The 15,211-nt window shown below is 62.1% G+C and carries 18 protein-coding genes; 16 read left to right on the top strand and 2 right to left on the bottom strand.

Features of this window, described 5'->3' with window-relative positions:
* The first annotated feature begins 11 nt into the window (after nucleotides 1-11).
* The 15 genes from AACL56_RS23645 to AACL56_RS23575 all read left to right on the top strand — a co-directional run bounded on the left by AACL56_RS23645 (nucleotide 12) and on the right by AACL56_RS23575 (nucleotide 12,010).
* Entirely contained in the window at nucleotides 12-1,226 is a 1,215-nt protein-coding gene (locus AACL56_RS23645) for a hypothetical protein (RefSeq protein ID WP_339092230.1), read from the top strand.
* Nucleotides 1,227-1,229: 3 nt separating this feature from the next.
* A complete protein-coding gene (locus tag AACL56_RS23640; protein WP_339092229.1) occupies nucleotides 1,230-2,597 on the top strand; it encodes an SPRY domain-containing protein in 1,368 nt (455 codons plus the stop codon).
* Entirely contained in the window at nucleotides 2,594-2,998 is a 405-nt protein-coding gene (locus tag AACL56_RS23635) for a hypothetical protein (protein ID WP_339092228.1), read from the top strand. The genes AACL56_RS23640 and AACL56_RS23635 overlap by 4 nt, the downstream gene beginning before the upstream one ends.
* Before the next feature lie 49 nt (nucleotides 2,999-3,047).
* Complete coding sequence (locus AACL56_RS23630; protein WP_339092227.1) at nucleotides 3,048-4,886, top strand: hypothetical protein; 1,839 nt, start codon at nucleotides 3,048-3,050, stop codon at nucleotides 4,884-4,886.
* 1 nt (nucleotide 4,887) lies between these two features.
* Nucleotides 4,888-5,112 carry a hypothetical protein gene (locus AACL56_RS23625; RefSeq protein WP_339092226.1) on the top strand — a complete coding sequence of 75 codons (225 nt, stop codon included), beginning with the start codon at nucleotides 4,888-4,890 and terminating at the stop codon, nucleotides 5,110-5,112.
* A 36-nt stretch (nucleotides 5,113-5,148) separates the two neighbouring features.
* Nucleotides 5,149-5,511, top strand: coding sequence for a hypothetical protein (locus tag AACL56_RS23620; RefSeq protein ID WP_339092225.1), 363 nt, complete (start codon nucleotides 5,149-5,151; stop codon nucleotides 5,509-5,511).
* A complete protein-coding gene (locus AACL56_RS23615) occupies nucleotides 5,501-5,917 on the top strand; it encodes a hypothetical protein (protein ID WP_339092224.1) in 417 nt (138 codons plus the stop codon). Before AACL56_RS23620 ends, AACL56_RS23615 begins: the two co-directional genes overlap by 11 nt.
* Nucleotides 5,914-6,498, top strand: coding sequence for a glycoside hydrolase family 19 protein (locus AACL56_RS23610; RefSeq protein ID WP_339092223.1), 585 nt, complete (start codon nucleotides 5,914-5,916; stop codon nucleotides 6,496-6,498). The genes AACL56_RS23615 and AACL56_RS23610 overlap by 4 nt, the downstream gene beginning before the upstream one ends.
* Complete coding sequence (locus tag AACL56_RS23605; protein ID WP_339092222.1) at nucleotides 6,495-6,848, top strand: hypothetical protein; 354 nt, start codon at nucleotides 6,495-6,497, stop codon at nucleotides 6,846-6,848. Before AACL56_RS23610 ends, AACL56_RS23605 begins: the two co-directional genes overlap by 4 nt.
* The gene (locus tag AACL56_RS23600) at nucleotides 6,845-7,132 is read left to right on the top strand and encodes a hypothetical protein (RefSeq protein WP_339092221.1); all 288 of its coding nucleotides are present in this window, start codon (nucleotides 6,845-6,847) and stop codon (nucleotides 7,130-7,132) included. The genes AACL56_RS23605 and AACL56_RS23600 overlap by 4 nt, the downstream gene beginning before the upstream one ends.
* A 271-nt stretch (nucleotides 7,133-7,403) precedes the next feature.
* Nucleotides 7,404-8,417: a hypothetical protein gene (locus tag AACL56_RS23595; protein WP_339092220.1), complete on the top strand. Its 1,014-nt coding sequence runs from the start codon at nucleotides 7,404-7,406 to the stop codon at nucleotides 8,415-8,417.
* Between the two features lie 10 nt (nucleotides 8,418-8,427).
* Entirely contained in the window at nucleotides 8,428-8,763 is a 336-nt protein-coding gene (locus tag AACL56_RS23590) for a hypothetical protein (RefSeq protein WP_339092219.1), read from the top strand.
* Nucleotides 8,763-9,626, top strand: coding sequence for a hypothetical protein (locus AACL56_RS23585; protein ID WP_339092218.1), 864 nt, complete (start codon nucleotides 8,763-8,765; stop codon nucleotides 9,624-9,626). The genes AACL56_RS23590 and AACL56_RS23585 overlap by 1 nt, the downstream gene beginning before the upstream one ends.
* Before the next feature lie 182 nt (nucleotides 9,627-9,808).
* Nucleotides 9,809-10,921 carry a hypothetical protein gene (locus tag AACL56_RS23580; protein ID WP_339092217.1) on the top strand — a complete coding sequence of 371 codons (1,113 nt, stop codon included), beginning with the start codon at nucleotides 9,809-9,811 and terminating at the stop codon, nucleotides 10,919-10,921.
* A gap of 729 nt (nucleotides 10,922-11,650) precedes the next feature.
* The gene (locus tag AACL56_RS23575) at nucleotides 11,651-12,010 is read left to right on the top strand and encodes a FlxA-like family protein (protein ID WP_339092216.1); all 360 of its coding nucleotides are present in this window, start codon (nucleotides 11,651-11,653) and stop codon (nucleotides 12,008-12,010) included.
* A gap of 29 nt (nucleotides 12,011-12,039) precedes the next feature.
* Here the strand turns inward: AACL56_RS23575 and AACL56_RS23570 are convergent, their stop codons facing one another.
* Nucleotides 12,040-12,591, bottom strand: coding sequence for a MarR family winged helix-turn-helix transcriptional regulator (locus AACL56_RS23570; RefSeq protein ID WP_339092215.1), 552 nt, complete (start codon nucleotides 12,589-12,591; stop codon nucleotides 12,040-12,042).
* 216 nt (nucleotides 12,592-12,807) lie between these two features.
* Between AACL56_RS23570 and AACL56_RS23565 the strand changes: the two genes are divergently transcribed.
* Entirely contained in the window at nucleotides 12,808-13,797 is a 990-nt protein-coding gene (locus tag AACL56_RS23565; RefSeq protein WP_339092214.1) for a tripartite tricarboxylate transporter substrate-binding protein, read from the top strand.
* Nucleotides 13,798-14,017: 220 nt separating this feature from the next.
* Here AACL56_RS23565 and AACL56_RS23560 read toward each other — a convergent pair whose 3' ends face one another.
* The gene (locus tag AACL56_RS23560) at nucleotides 14,018-15,184 is read right to left on the bottom strand and encodes a mandelate racemase/muconate lactonizing enzyme family protein (RefSeq protein ID WP_339092213.1); all 1,167 of its coding nucleotides are present in this window, start codon (nucleotides 15,182-15,184) and stop codon (nucleotides 14,018-14,020) included.
* Between the last annotated feature and the right edge of the window lie 27 nt (nucleotides 15,185-15,211).

Here is a 15,211-nt window from a genome sequence, read left to right as displayed (position 1 = left end):
GCCAAAAGCACATGACTTCCGTAGTCGATACCAGCGTCAAATATTTTTCGAGCCTCATGCCTGGCGCACCCGCGCTGAGCGGCACCGTGGGCGCGCTCATCAACCTGCTCGATGCGTGTCTGAAGGATGGCTTCGACCTCAAGTCGCTCACCTCGCTCACCGTGGCGGGCGGCGTCGCGACAGCGGCATTCACGGGCACGCATTCGGCGCAGGTCGATGCCGTTGTGCTGATTGCCGGTGTGACCGGCGGCCCCAGCGGGTGGGCGGGTCTCAACGGCGAACAGAAGGTCACGGGCAAACCGGGCGCCACGTCCGTGACGTTTGCCACCAGCCTGCCGGACGGCAGCTACACCGGCGCCATCACCATGAAGATGGCGCCGCTGGGCTTCGCGAAGATTTTCAGCGGGACGAACCTGGCGGCCTACCAGTCGACGGACCCGCAGAGCACGAAGATGATTCTCAGGGTGGACGACACCGGTGCGACCACCGCGCGTGTCGTCGGGTGCGAACAGATGAGCGACATCAGCACCTACTCGGGTCTGTTTCCTTCGGCTGCGCAAATTGCCGGCGGCGGCTACTGGACCAAGAGTGGCAGCGCGAACAGCACGGCCGTGCAGTGGCTGCTCGTGGGCGATTCGCGGGGGTTCTACATCCATGTATGCGGGGGGTATGCCGTAAGCACGCTATTCACGCACGGCTTCACGAAAGGTTTTGGTGACGTTGTCGTGTTCAAGCCGGGCGGCGACGGCTATGCATGCAGCCTGGCCTATTCGACGAGCTCGACCGCTTCGTCGCAGGTCGATGGCAGCCTCGAATATGCGCAGCAGGCACAGCACGCGTTTCCGCGGTCATACACGGGGTTGGGCACGTCGCAATTGAGCTACTGCCTGCCGTACATCGGAACGGCAACCGCGATGTCGGGCGTCGACACGAACTTCGGCAGCTTCCCGAATCCGGTCGATGGATCGCTGCGCATGTCCAAGCGTTACTACGCGACAGCGACGACAGGCAACGCGCCGCGCGGGGAGGCTACCGGTATCTTCTCGGTGCCGCACTCGCTGGTGTCGGACTACTTCAAGTTCAATGACCGTGTGGCAGGCAGCGGACCGCTCGCGGGGAAGAACTTCATTGCGGTGAATCCGAGCAATACGAACACGACCGGCGCACCCACAACCTCGAATGCGGGTGTGGCGTTCTTCGACATCACTGGTCCTTGGACGCGCTGAGCGATGGCTGCACATCGCTACTGGCGGGCCATCGGGTTGGAGAGCTACGGCGAAGCGCTGGAGCTGACCGAGTTTCATCTGCTCGGTGCTGGCGTGCGCATCGATGCTCCGGCGGTGCTCACGTCGAGCATTGCGCCGGCGGCCGGGTCATTGGCGAACCTCAGGGACGACAACCTCTCGACGGGCGCCGCGTGGACGGGCGCGAGCGTGCCGGCGCTGGTGCTGTCGTGGGACTTCGGCGCCGGCGGCTCTGCGGACGTGACCGACATTCGCCTCGGTTCGGCAGTGGATGCGGCGAAGTTTCTGCTCGCGGGCAAGATGCAGTATTCCGACGACGCGACGACGTGGGTTGATGCATGGGCACCGTTCGCCGGCGTGGCATGGCCGGGGCCGAGGACGAAGACGACTTCGGAGGCCATCGGCGGTTGGCTGCGGGGATTCAAGAATGATGTGGACCTGAGCGCGGGTGGCAGCATCGCGACGCTGAAAACAGCCAGTGGCCTGAGCCCTCGCGTCGTGACGGCTGGACGGATGGCCGGCGTGCTGCAGGTTGAGTTCGAGTGGATCAACGTGTCGCTTGCCGGCACCACGGCAGCAGTCGGCGTCATGGATGCGGCCTTCTTGCCGACGCCCAGTTCGATCCTTGGCAATACGCCCAACTCATGGACCTACACCAACAGCGGATCAAAGCGAAGCAGTTCTAGCTCGGTGGCCTACGGCGCGAGTTACACCCTGGCCGATGTGATCGGGATGGTGGTCGATTTCTCGGCCGGATCGATCACCTTTTACAAAAACGGTGTGAGCCAAGGCGTCGCGTACTCGGGCCTGTCGTTCGCGGAGCTGTTCGCGGCGGCGCAGATGTACAACTTCAACTCCTACTGGCAAGTACGTGTCCGCACCAAGGGCTTTACATACCCGGTGGCCGGCGCGACGCCGTGGGAAGAGCGCGACTCGGCGATCACACAGAACGCCTTTAGAGGGAAGACCAGAGCTGCGGCGGTGGCGGTGGCGCCCACGCCAACGACGGTGCCGGTGATCTTCGGGAATATGCGGCTCTCTCCGGTCTACCAGGCGCGAGGGGACTACCTCACCGGCGTGATCGGCCGCGGCACGGGTCGCGTGCGCGGCTTCACGCTCGACTACGTGAACCCGCTGAACAAGCCTTACCGCTGCCGCGTGCGGCTGGTGCGGGAGTCGGATGGCCTGCAGTTGCGCGAGGCGTGGAGTGCGGCAGATGGCAGCTACGACTTCCAGTATGTCGATGAGCTGCAGAGCTACACCGTCATTGCCTACTATGAGGCGCACGGCAAGCGTGCCGTCGTGACCGATGGCCTGACCCTCGCCAATGGCAAGGTGGAGCTGATGGCATGAACGTGCTCGCCATCAACGCCATGCTGGGCGGCCTCGTGAGCTACCTGGGCGCCGGCGCGCGGCTGCTCGTGTACGGCGGTGTGCAGCCTGGCGAGGGCGGCGCTGGCACCACGCTGCTGGCCGCGGCCGTGCTCGCGCTGCCGGCGGGTGAGGTGACGAACGGGCAGCTCTCGCTCGTGCAGGCGGACACGGCCGGCGACCTGGCTGTCGCAACCGGCATCGCCACATGGGGCCGGCTGGAGGTCGCCGGCGGCCCGTGGGTCGCCGACTTCAGCATGAGCGGTCCCTCGGGCGCCGGGCAGGTCAAGCTCGTGGTGCAGAACCCGCCCGAGGGCGACCCTGAGGCGAAGCTGTATCAGGGCGGAACCTTCTTCATCGGCGAGGTGGTCATCGGTGGTTGACGATCTTCTCTTTCGTCAGCCGCCGCTTGACGGACCGCCGAACGTCCTCGTGTTCGGAGAGCCTGAAGGGCCCGCCAGCGGCGCGGCCTATGCGCTCGGCCGCATCCCGCTGCCGCTGTTCGGGGTGTCGGGTGCAGCGATGGTCACCATGCCGCCGCTCGCTTGGGCCATTGGCGCCATCGCGCTGCCGGCCTTCATGCTGCGCGGCGCGACACGGTATGCGAGCGCGGTCTCTCGGCCGCTCATGGGCAAGACCTCGGCCGCCTGGCAGCTCGCCGCGAAGCTCGAAGGCGGCGCTGCCATGAAGCATCAGAGCGCGCTTCCCGCGCGTGTAGGCCGCGTGACGGCGTGGCAGAAGGCCGCACCGCGGGCCGGCGCTGCATCCGTGGTTTGGCAAGACGTGATGGCCTCGCGCGCCGCGGCGGCGCTGCGCCACCAGGCCGCGCGCGAGCTGCAGCAGGGCACCGGCGTGGCCTATCAGGACGCAACCCGTGCGCGCACGGTCGCTGCACTGTGCTGGCAGGAAGCGCAGCGCCTGGCGCCCGGCCCGGTGGGTGTGCGGTATCAGGAAGCCGAGCGCATGCGCCGCATGGTGCGCGCGCGGTGGCAGGAAGCGGCACGCGCGCAGGCGCTGCACCGCGATGGCTTCGGCGCTGCACAGCAGCTCGACCTCGGCATGGTGTCGCGCTGGCAAGCGGCCATGTACCCGCTGCCCGGCCGCTCGGTCATCGGGCCGCCCAGTGGCGAGAACCCTTGCTACACGCCTTCGACAACGCTCGTCTTCCGCGAGCGGCAGCAGCACAGCACCACGCTGATTTTTGTTTGCGAGCGGCAGCAACTGCCGCCGGGCACCGGCGAAACCGTCGTCGTGCCGACTCTGGAGGTCTACACCGTGCAGAACAGCATCAGCCTCGTGCGCCTCGACAGCGGCGAGCCCTTGGAGGCGCTGGCCTTCTCCATGAGTCTCGATGCGGACTCGTGGACATGGCGATGGAACGCGACGCTGCCGGGCGCGGCGTGGCCCGTCATCCGCCGCGGCATCAGCGCGGCGCCCGTGGAGCTGCTGGCGACGGTCAACGGCGTGCCGTACCGCCTGAGCGCGACCGACTGCAGCCGCGACCGGCGTTTCGCCGATGGGAAGGTGCAGGTTCAGGGCAAGGGGCGTGCGGCGATGCTTGATGCGCCCTATGCGCCGACGCTCAACCATGCGGCGCCGGCGGATCGCAGCATCGCGCAGTTGCTCGACCTGGCGCTGACGTACAACGGCGTCAACGTCGGATGGGGCATCGACTTCGGCCTGACCGATTGGGCCGTGCCTGGCGGGACGTGGGCGTTTCAGGGGAGCTACATCGGCGCGGTGCTCGACATCGCGAGCGCGGCTGGCGCCATCGTGCAGCCGCACGCCACCGATGCCACGCTGCGCATCTTGCCGAGGTATCCGGCCGCGCCCTGGCACTGGGCCTCGATGGCGCCCGACTTCGTGCTGCCCGCCGCGGCGGTGGCGGTTGAGGGTATCCAGTTGAAGACGAGGCCCGACTACAACCGCGCGTTTGTCGCCGGCACGACGGCCGCTGGCGTGCTGGGGCAGATCACGCGCAGCGGTACTGCCGGCGACAGCGTGGCAACGATGGTGACGCACCCCCTCATCACGCACAGCGATGCGGTGCTGCAGCGCGGCCTTCCGATCCTCTCCGACACCGGCGCGCAGGCCGATGTGACGCTGAGCCTTCAGGTGCGCCCGGAAACCGGCGTGATCGTGCCGGGTTCGCTCGTGCAGTACGAGGAAGGCGCCGAGACATTTCTCGGCCTCGTGCGCAGCGTGGCGGTGAACTGGCAGCGGCCCGTGTTGCGCCAGTCGATCACCCTCGAAACCCACGCGGAGGCCTGAGGTGTCCACGAACATTTTTACCGCCTTCGTCGCGCTGCTGCCGAGCTATCCGCTGCAGCTCGCAACCATCACCGCCATCGAGGGCGAAGTCGCGCAGCTCGTGCTGCCTGGCGGTGGCGTGCTCACGGCGCGCGGCGCCGGTGCCGTGGGCGATCAGGTCTTTGTGCGCGATGGGGTGATCGAGGCACAGGCGCCCGACATGCCCTTCGTGCAGGTCGAAATCTAACCAGACAACGAAAGAGAGAAGGGGCACTTCATGGACATGGGCGACATCGCCGGCAATCCGATCGCACAGCTTGCGTTTCTGGTTCTGTCGGCGGCCGGTGGATACAAGGTCTGGCGCGCGCAGCAGCCGACCGAAGCAAAGGAGCGCGCGGACAGCTCGGGCCAGATCGCGGCGCTTGCGACGTGGAAGGAACTGCTCGAAGGCGAGCGGGCCGCGCGCGTGAAGGCCGAGGAGCGCGCAGACAAGTTCGCGGCCGAGCGCAACGAAGCGCTTGAACAGGTCTGGGAAATGAAGGGCCAGCTCAAGGCCATGAACGAGAACCTTGCCACGCACATGGCCGAGCTGGGCTCGCTGCGCGATCAGGTTCGCCAACTTCAGGAGCAAATCCATGCGCAATGACACGCACATCGAGTCGCCAACCCACATCGATATGGACACAGACAGTGCGCCGCTCGATGAGCAGCCGCGCATGCGCGTCCCGCGCCAGTGGCGCCGCCTCTTCGAAACCGTGGGCGTCGTCGGGAGCCTCTTCCTCGGCGGCTTCGGCTCGGGCTACTTCTGGGCCACACGCAGCGCGGAAGCGCAGTTCACGCGCCAGCGTGACGACCACCTCGCGGAAATCGACCGGCTGCGCGATGCGTTCGGCGACCGCCTCAGTTCCCTCGCCGGCCGCGTCAACGAAGCGGCCGGCACCGCGGCGGGTGCTGCGCAGGCAGCGGGCGAAGCCGCCAGCACTGCGCAGACCGCCGCACAGACCGCCAATCAGGCCGCGAAGACCGCGGCAAAGGAGTTCAAGAAGCCATGATCGACACACAGACCCTCATCGACTGTACGGGCGCCACGCGCGCCGACGCCGAACGCTACGTCCTGCACCTGGCGGACGGCATGAACCGCTTCGGAATCCATTCGGACAACGCCGTCGCGGCCTTTCTCGGGCAGCTCACCATCGAGTCGGATGCGCTCGCGAAGGTGGAGGAAGGGCTCTACTACACAACGCCGGCGCGCCTGCGCGAGGTCTTCCCGAGCCTGTTCGTGCAGGGTGGCTATCGGGCCGAGGACTACGTGCGCAACCCGAAGGGCTTGAGCATGCTGCGCTACGAGGGCTTCCATGGCCGCGGCCTGATTCAGTTGACCTGGGAGGATGCCTACATCGCAGCGGGGCGGGCCATCGGCGTGAACTACCGCGACAACCCTGAGCTGCTGCTTCAGCCGCAGCATGCCGCGCTGTCGGCGTGCTGGTTCTTCGCAGACTTCAAGGGCTGTCTGGCGGCGGCTGAGCGGGGCAATGTCTACGACATCACCGGGCGCGTCAATGGTCCGAAGCGCCTCAAGCTGGCCGAGCGCAAGGCGGCCACGGCGCGCGCGTACAAGGTGCTGACGAAATGAGCCTCATGCAAGCGCTGTTGGCCGTGCTCGGCATCAGCCTGGCCGCGAATGCCGGCCTCGGGTGGGCATGGGTTGGTTCGCGCGAGAAGGCGGCTACCTCTATCCTTCAGCGGGACGATGCGAGGGCGGCGGCTTCCGCGTGCAGCGATGCGACCGACGACCTTCGCACGCTGGCCGACAAGCGGGCCGCGGAAGCGAAGAAGGCGCAGGCCGCAGCGCGCGATGCCGCAACCGGGCGGCAGCAGACCGCGCACGCGATCCTAAGTACGCCATCGGCGGTGCCCGGTAATGCCTGCGCGAGCGCACAGGTGCGCGTCGATGCGTGGCTGAAGGGGAGGGTGCAGCCATGAAACGTTGCGTGCGTATGGCGGGTGTTCTGGCCCACGCCGGGTCGCTTGCGGCATGCGGGCTTGCACCTGTGCTTGAGGTGAAGGTGCCGATCCCGGTGGAGTGCCGTATAGAAACGCCTGCCCGGCCGGCCATGCCGACGGAAGCGCTTGCCGCTGGCGTGGACCTCGACCGCTTCAGCGCATCGGCGCTGGCCGAGATAGAACTGCGGGAGGGCTACGAGGGTGAGCTACGGGCGGCGCTTGAAGGGTGTAGAGCCACACCTGTGATAGCCGCTAAAGTGTAGAACCGGCTGTAAGAAAACATCCGCTCCGGGTCTGCCTTGCGGGTCGCTGCTACCGAGCTTTGTGTGGGAGACGCCTGATCTGCCGGCTTAACTGAGCATCACGCTGTTCCTACTTGGCGCAGACATGTCGCGAACTCGGAGGTCAGTGGCACAAGGAAATCATTCCCCACCAAGTGGTCGCAGCGAGTGATGCTGCGGGCAAGCCCCAGCTTCGCTGTTGGCAAGGTCTGACACAATTGGTTTCTCTCTGGTGTTCGCATACAAGAACGAAATGTCCAAAAGCGCTACTTTGCCTTTGATCTTTGATCTCATCTCGCGTGCGACTAGCATCGCTGTGGTAAGCGAGTTTTTAAAGGCGCGAGGGCTCACTTCGTCTGCTGGCAGCTGGGCCGACATGTTCACCCAACGTATCGAGCCGGCCCTTGCTAGCAGCCAACTGTCGATGAAGGATCTGATTGACCTTCTTCGGTCTGTGGAGGAGTATGGGCGTCAACACATCTTTGTGTTTCGCGCGCCTGACAAAGGTGCCGCGGAGGCGCTTATTGATAAGGTACGAATCGGTCAGATTCTTAAGACGCTTGATCTGATGGATTTGCTGGCCGAGCCTCGGCAATTTGATATGCCCGCTAAGCCCGCGTTTGTAGACATCCGCTGGGCTGGGAATCCAGTCGGCTCAGAATTAATTATTAAAGAAGTTTTAACGCGAGAAACGCTTGAATTCCGTGGCATCACAAAGAATGGAACAACGATTCAACGGAATTATGAGACCATAAAAGAGCGCGTTGTAAATGTAATTCGCTTGACTAGTAAAGGGGATTTGGAAATTAGGCTAGCGAGCAGGCGCGGCTCATCGCGTTATTCCGATGACTTGAAAGATATTGCTGTTAGGCTCCAGCCATTTTTGACACTCCACGACTTTAAAATAGTTTCCTTTGCGAAAGCCAAAGCTAAGCTATGGTCGGATCGCTCGGCACTTGCGCAAAAAATTAGGTTTTCCGATTTGACTGTGAGCAACGATGAAGATGTGTCGTTGAAAGCTTTTGGAAAGGTGCTTACAACCAATGTTGCAGGAAGTGCCGCAGCCGTTGGCAGCGTAGATAGTTTTTTGGCGAGCGACGGATATTGCGATAGCAGCAATATTTGGTTCTTGAAGGGTTCGCCGGTACCTGCTAGAGACATTCATGTGGTTTTATCCGGCGAGGAAAATGAGATAGCCGTGCCAGCAAACTGCTCAGAAGTGGACTATGAATACGTCCTTTCAGAACTCAAAGCCCTCAACGTCTGAGGGAAGTTCGATGTTTGACGCGTATGAGCGGCTGCTCGGCTTTGTCGCGTCTGAAATAAAAAAGGACAACGCCGAGGCTAAGGTGTTCAGCACTAATAGGCTCGTACAGGCAGCTGGTGCGGTGTCGCCAGCAACCTTAGCATATGTACTTAGCAAACTGGTGCAAGAAGGTTGGCTAGAGCAGTTTCTGCGGGTCGAGACGCTTTCAGGTAGAGGGATTGAAGATTTTTCTTCTCTCGCCGATGTGCCTGAGGAAGTGTATGACTGGCCTGAGACGCACGAAAATATTCGAGTAACGCCCAATAATCTCCGCGTCTATTACAAGCTGCAGAATCCGGCTCACTAATGGACGTTGAAGATTTACATGCACGACTAGCTGCCGCAATAGAGTTGGTCGCCGCGGATGATCGCCCGGCATTCGTTCGTGGCTGGATTGCCAACCTTCCAAAAAATGAACAAACCGCAGTAGTTGCTTTAATGGGGATCTTAAGCTTTAACAGCCAGCTTCCTACCAAACATATCGTAGTGTTGTTGCACGGTATACGTACGGCCGGGGTCTGGCAGGATGCGGTGAAGCGAATGTTTGAGGGTACAAACGTGACCGTAGTTCCTCTTGGATATGGTTACTTTGATGCATTGCGTTTTGCTATTCCATGGGGGCGAAGCGGAGCTATCTCGTTAGTCAGTCGAGAATTGCAAGCTTTAAAAAGAGACTACCCGTCATCTGATATATCGGTTATTGCACATAGCTTTGGAACCTACATTATTACCAAAGTGCTTGCGCCAGACCAAGGCATTCGTTTGAAGCGTCTACTACTCTGCGGTTCGATTGTTCCAACTGATTTTGCGTGGGAGAACGTCAAAGGAAAGCCGCCTCGCGATTCAATAGTTAATGATGTTGGCACGCGTGATATCTGGCCTGTTTTGGCGAGAACGCTAACTTGGGGCTACGGAACGAGCGGAACCTATGGCTTCAAACAGACTGCTGTTACAGACCGATATCACGACTTAGCACATAGTGATTTTTTCTCAGAGTTGTGGGTGAGAAAGTTCTGGCTCCCGTTTATATCTGACGGCACTATCCATCCTTCGGACTGGGAGAAGGTTCGACCGACGCCGCCGACTTATCTTGCGCTATTAGGCGTAATTCAACTGAAATATATAGTCATGCTGCTATTGGCTTCGGGGGGCTGGTGGTTGTGGCGTTAGCGGATAGAGTCTCGAAGGAATTTGAAAGGTCCCACGCATTAGTGCGTCGGGACTTTTTCATTTAGGCATTAAAATTTGCTGCTCTTATTGATTGTTGTGCCGGATATTAAAAAACTATAAATGTTATTTATTATGTCGGCGGTGAATATAAATTCACACATGATTTCCTAACACGTCGACATGTGACAGATATTTTTACTGTAAGAAGTGAGGACGGGGGTGCTGTGGCAAATCAAGAATTTGAAGATACGCAGGAGTTTGATTTGGAGCAGTTGGCCAATTTTGAACAACTGCTTGCAAGAGACTCAGAAATTAAGCGACGCTCACGACGTAGAAAGGTATTTGCAAGAGTTTTCCTGTCAGCATTGCTCATACTCGGGCTTGCACTAGCACTTTCCGTTGTTTTTGACTATGTACGTCAGGGCTCGTCATCGGCGCTTCCAAGCGGAGTTGAATTCTTAAAATTCCCACTCACGGTCATAACAATGACTGGAGTGGCGGCTGGGCTACTTGGCTCAATATTAAAATATCTCGAACCCGTCTCAAAAAATCGCTCGGCTGCTAAAGACTTGGAAATGCGTTTAATGCGCAAAGAATTGGCAGAATTGACGCAAGCTTTTGAAAATGGTCATGGCGGCCTCGCTCTAGATGAAGTAGCCACTACCGATTTAGTAGCAATGCTTACGGAAAGGGTGAGGACAGAAGCGGCTGAAGCGCTGCTGCCGCATCTCCAAGCACGCCTTGAACATAAATTCCGGAGCCTTACCCTAGAGCGGAAATTCGGTCAAATGACCGGACGTTTGCAGAGAGAAACGGTAGATCTTGCTCGGAGAGGAAACCTAAATTTAGGATTGGGGATGCTGACCACAATGATGGGTTTATCTGTGCTCGGGTGGGCGGTGTTTCAAACCCCGGCCACATCAGACCCCAAAACATTGATCGCCTATTTCTTGCCGCGACTGAGCTTGGTTATCTTAATTGAAGTATTTGCTTATTTTTTCTTGAGATTGTATAAAGAGAGTCTGTCGGGAATTAAATATTTCCAGAATGAATTGACTAACGTGGAGAGTAGGCAGATTGCCCTCGACGCAGCACTGCAAAGCAGCTCTCCGGAATTGCAAAGCTACATAGTTCAAGCACTTAGCAATACCGAGCGTAATATTATCCTAAATAAGGACCAAACGACCGTTGAGCTTGAACGCGAAAAAATGAACAGAGATATGTCAATTGGTTTTGCAGAGCAACTCAGAAAAATATTGAAGCGGGACGAGAAATTTGTTGAGTCGAATAATTGATCGTTGTGATGATGGGCGAAATGAGCGGGGAGCGGCACACGCCGAACCAGTCTCGTTCTTGTGGTGAAGAGCGCGAGTGCGTCTTCAGCGAGCTAGCACCGCACAGTCGAGGCGATATCATGGCACTGATCGTGGTATCGATTGGCTAAGTCACTGTCCTTTCAAAGAATTTTGCTCTCACACTCTCCGCCAGAGTCAATCCTTGGCAGTTTTTGGAAGTCCCGCGCAGCCTCTGCGATGGGACTTTTTCATTCAGTTGTCCTGCTGGAGAAGCGAGCCGCACAAGCGAGGCCGCTGCTCCTAGGCATACGGAATCTGCTACCGCCAGACAATCCAAGATCCCAGGGCGGCTACTCCCACGAAGCACACCGCAGCCGATCTGCGCCTGTCAGCTTTCCACAGGCGCCACGACAGCACCGTGCCTCCCACGATAAACATCGTGAGGATGATTTCCACCAGCTTTCGTTGATCCATAACCCAAGTTCCTCCAACAGTAGCGCATGCGTGTTCCGTGGCGCTTCACCTCGCCGCCCGGCATCGCATCTTTGCCGCCGCCGCCACACCCCGCGAGCACTGCTCCATCGGCCGTCGTGCCGGCCTTTCAGTGTAGGGACAGCTTTTGGTCAAACAGGTCGCGATGGAAAAAGCGAGGGCGCTTCAACCCCAAACACTCAACTTTCTCTCCGCCTTGCCGATAGCCTCCAAATCACTCCACAAAAAAGGACTCACATGCTGAAGGCCATCGGTGCTTCGGGCACTTCCTCGACCGGGAACAGCACCGCTGCAGAAGTCGCGAAGATCATGCGGCAGATCACCGCGACGCAGAAGCAGATCACGGCCACGCAGAAGACGCTGGTCGAGACGCCCGAGGGCGATGCGCGCAAGGCGGTGCAGCAGCAGCTGCAATCGCTCATGAGCCAGCTTGCGATGCTTCAGGCGCAGTTGAAGGCGGTGCAGGCCGCGGCGCTGCAGAAAAGCGCAGACGCGAAGGAAGTCGAGGCGGTGCAGAAGGGCGCTGCGCCCTCGAGCGCGTTCCGCACCAACGCCGGTGGCGTGCCGATCGGCGGCACGCTCGACGTCGAAGCCTGAACCGCGCGCGCCCTCGGGCGCCAAGGCCGTTAGCTGCGTTCGGGCCAGCGGTGTCGGGTGCCGCCCGAGCGACGGTCGGCCTTCTCCGCGACTGCGCCCTGCGCGATCAACTCATCGCCGCGCTGCTCCAGCCTGCGCAGGCACTGCAGGAAGATCTCGAGATGGGCCGGCTCGATGCCTTCGAGCAGGCCGGTGTTCAGGCCCGCGATGCGCGGGAACAGCTGGCCGAAGAGCTGCAGGCCCGAGTCGCTCAGGCGCACGTGCACCTCGCGCCGGTCCTCGGCGTCCTGGCGCCGTTCCACCAGCTTCTTGTCGACGAGGCTGCGCAGTCCGCGCGATGTGCGCACGCGGTCGAGGTTGAGGTGCGACGCGAGCGTGGACGACATCATCTCGCCCTCCTGCGCGAGCGTGGCGATCATTCCCCATTCGCGGCGCGTGATGCCGAAACCGCCTTCGACCAGGCGCGTGGCCATGCCGCTGCCCGCGCGCATGGCACGCGCGAGGCGGTAGAGAAGCAGGTCCTCCAGTGAACGTGGCGCGCGCAACGCGGCGGCGTCGGGGAAAGCTTGCGGGGCTTGCATACGGATGGCTTAAGAGGTGCGGCGAATGTGGCTCGTTCGCCTCGGCGCACAGGTGATGGATTAGATCAACTGTTTGCCCGGTACGTATAACTCGGTCACAAATTTGAACGAACAGCAACAACTGGTGGCTGCTGATTTTCGCTGCCCGCGAGCCGCGACTTTGCACGACCTCGCGCGCCTCGTCGCCACCGCCCATCACTGTCCGCAGGAGACTCCATGTCCGCATTCTTTTCAAGGCGCAAGCTCATGGCATGGGGCATTGCCCTGGCCGCCGGCGCCCCGCTCATGCACGGCACCGCGCACGCGCAGTCGCCCGCACTCGACGGGCCGCTGGCGCTCGTGGTCGGCTACGCGCCCGGCGGCAGCACGGACCGCATGGCGCGCCTGATCGCCGAACGGCTCGCGCCGAAGCTCGGCGTGAAGGTCACGGTGGAGAACCGTCCCGGCGAGGGCGGCCGGCTCGCGGCGAAGGAGGTCAAGCGCACGCCTGCGGGCCAGAACGCGCTGATGCTCGGCAACCCCGCCGTGATGGTGGTGGCGCCGCTGGTGTTCAAGGACGCGGGCTACGACCCCGACAAGGACTTCGTGCCCGTCTCGCAGGTCAGCAGCTACGACTTCGCGCTGGCCGTGGGCAACAAGCTGCAGCTCGACCGTGCGATGTTCCTGGTGGGGCGGCTCTGGGCGCATCCCGAGGAGGCCGTGTTCGGTGTGCCCGCCACCGGCAGCCTGCCTCACTTCTTCGGCCTGATGGTGGGCGATGCACTGAGCGTGCAGCCGCAGATCAAAAGCTACGGCGGTTCCGCACCGTTGTCGGCCGACCTGATCGGCGGCAGCCTGCCGATCGCCATCGACACGCTCGACTCGGTCTATCCGCAGCACGTGGCGGGCAAGATCCGCATCCTGGCCGTGTCGGGCAAGAAGCGCGCGAGCTTCGCGCCGAACATCCCGACCTTCCGCGAGGCCGGCATGAAGATCGATGCCGATGGCTGGAACACCTTCTTCGCGCCCAGCACCATGGCACCGGCCAAGGTGCAGCTGCTGTCCGGCGCGATCCACGACGTGATGAAAGACCCGGGCCTGCAGAAGGCGGCCGACGCGCTTTACATCACGCCGGTGGTGAGCACCGCGGCGGAGACCGCGCAGATGCTCAAGACCTATCGCCAGCAGTGGGAGCCGGTGGTGCGCCGCTCCGGCTTCCAGCCTTGACTCGCCCCCAGGCTTCGCGCACTTCGTGTCGCTTCTCCTTCCCCCTGCCGGGGGCGACACCTGCGGCCCGGCGGAGCCGGTTCCGCGGTGTCCTTGACTCGCTCCCAGGCTCGCGCACTTCGTGTCGCTTCTCCAACCCCCTACCGGGGGCGACACCAGCGGCCCGGCGAAGCCGGTTCCGCGGTGTCCCGCTAAGGGGGCGTGACAGTGCGTGGCGGCCTCAGGCGGCCAGCGCACGCATCTCGGCGATGAGGTCGGCCTTGCCCTCGAAGCCGATGCCGGGCAGCGGCGGCAGGGTGACGTAGCCGTTGTCGACCTTCACGCCGTCGGGGAAGCCGCCGTAGGGCTGGAACAGGTCGGGGTAGCTCTCGTTGCCGCCCAGGCCCAGGCCCGCCGCGATGGCCAGCGACATCTGGTGGCCGCCGTGCGGAATGCAGCGCGAGGGCGACCAGCCGTGGGCCTTGAGCATGTCGAGCGTGCGCAGGTACTCGACGAGGCCGTAGCTCAGTGCGCAGTCGAACTGCAGCCAGTCGCGGTCGGGCCGCATGCCGCCGTGTCGGATGAGGTTGCGTGCGTCCTGCATCGAGAACAGGTTCTCGCCCGTGGCCATGGGGCCGGTGTACACCTCGCCGAGCCTGGCCTGCAGTTCGTAGTCCAGCGGGTCGCCGGCTTCCTCGTACCAGAAGAGCGGGTACTGCGACAGCGCGCGGCCGTAGTCGACGGCGGTCTGCAGGTCGAAGCGGCCGTTGGCGTCCACCGCCAGCTGCTGGCCGGGGCCGAGGATCTTCAGCACCGACTCGATGCGCTCGCAGTCCTCGGCCAGCGTGGCGCCGCCGATCTTCATCTTCACCACCGAGTAGCCGCGCTCCAGGTAGCTGGTCATCTCGCGCTGCAGGCCTTCCACGCCCTTGCCGGGGTAGTAGTAGCCGCCCGCGGCGTACACGAACACGCGCGGGTCGGGCGTGCCGGTGCCGTAGCGCTCGGCCAGCAGCTGGTAGAGGGGCTTGCCGGCGATCTTGGCGGTGGCGTCCCACACGGCCATGTCGATGGTGCCCACGGCCACCGAGCGCTCGCCATGGCCGCCGGGCTTCTCGTTGATCATCATGCGCGCCCAGATCCTGTGCGGGTCGAGGTTCTCGCCGGTCTCGTCGAGCAGCGACGCGGCTTCGGCCTCGAGCAGGCGCGGCAGGAAGCGCTCGCGGATCAGGCCGCCCTGGCCGTAGCGCCCGTTGGAGTTGAAGCCGTAGCCGATCACCGGTTTGCCGTCGCGGATCACGTCGGTGACCACGGCCACCAGGCTCAGGGTCATCTTCGAGAAGTCGATGTAGGCGTTGCGGATGTCCGACTTGATGGGACGCGTGGACTCGAGGATGTTGACGATTTTCATGGCCGGTTTCGGGTTGGGTTCGGGTGA

The organism is Variovorax paradoxus (assembly GCF_902712855.1).
GTDB classification, from domain to species: domain Bacteria; phylum Pseudomonadota; class Gammaproteobacteria; order Burkholderiales; family Burkholderiaceae_C; genus Variovorax; species Variovorax paradoxus_Q.
This window is presented reverse-complemented; position numbering and strand designations above follow the sequence as displayed.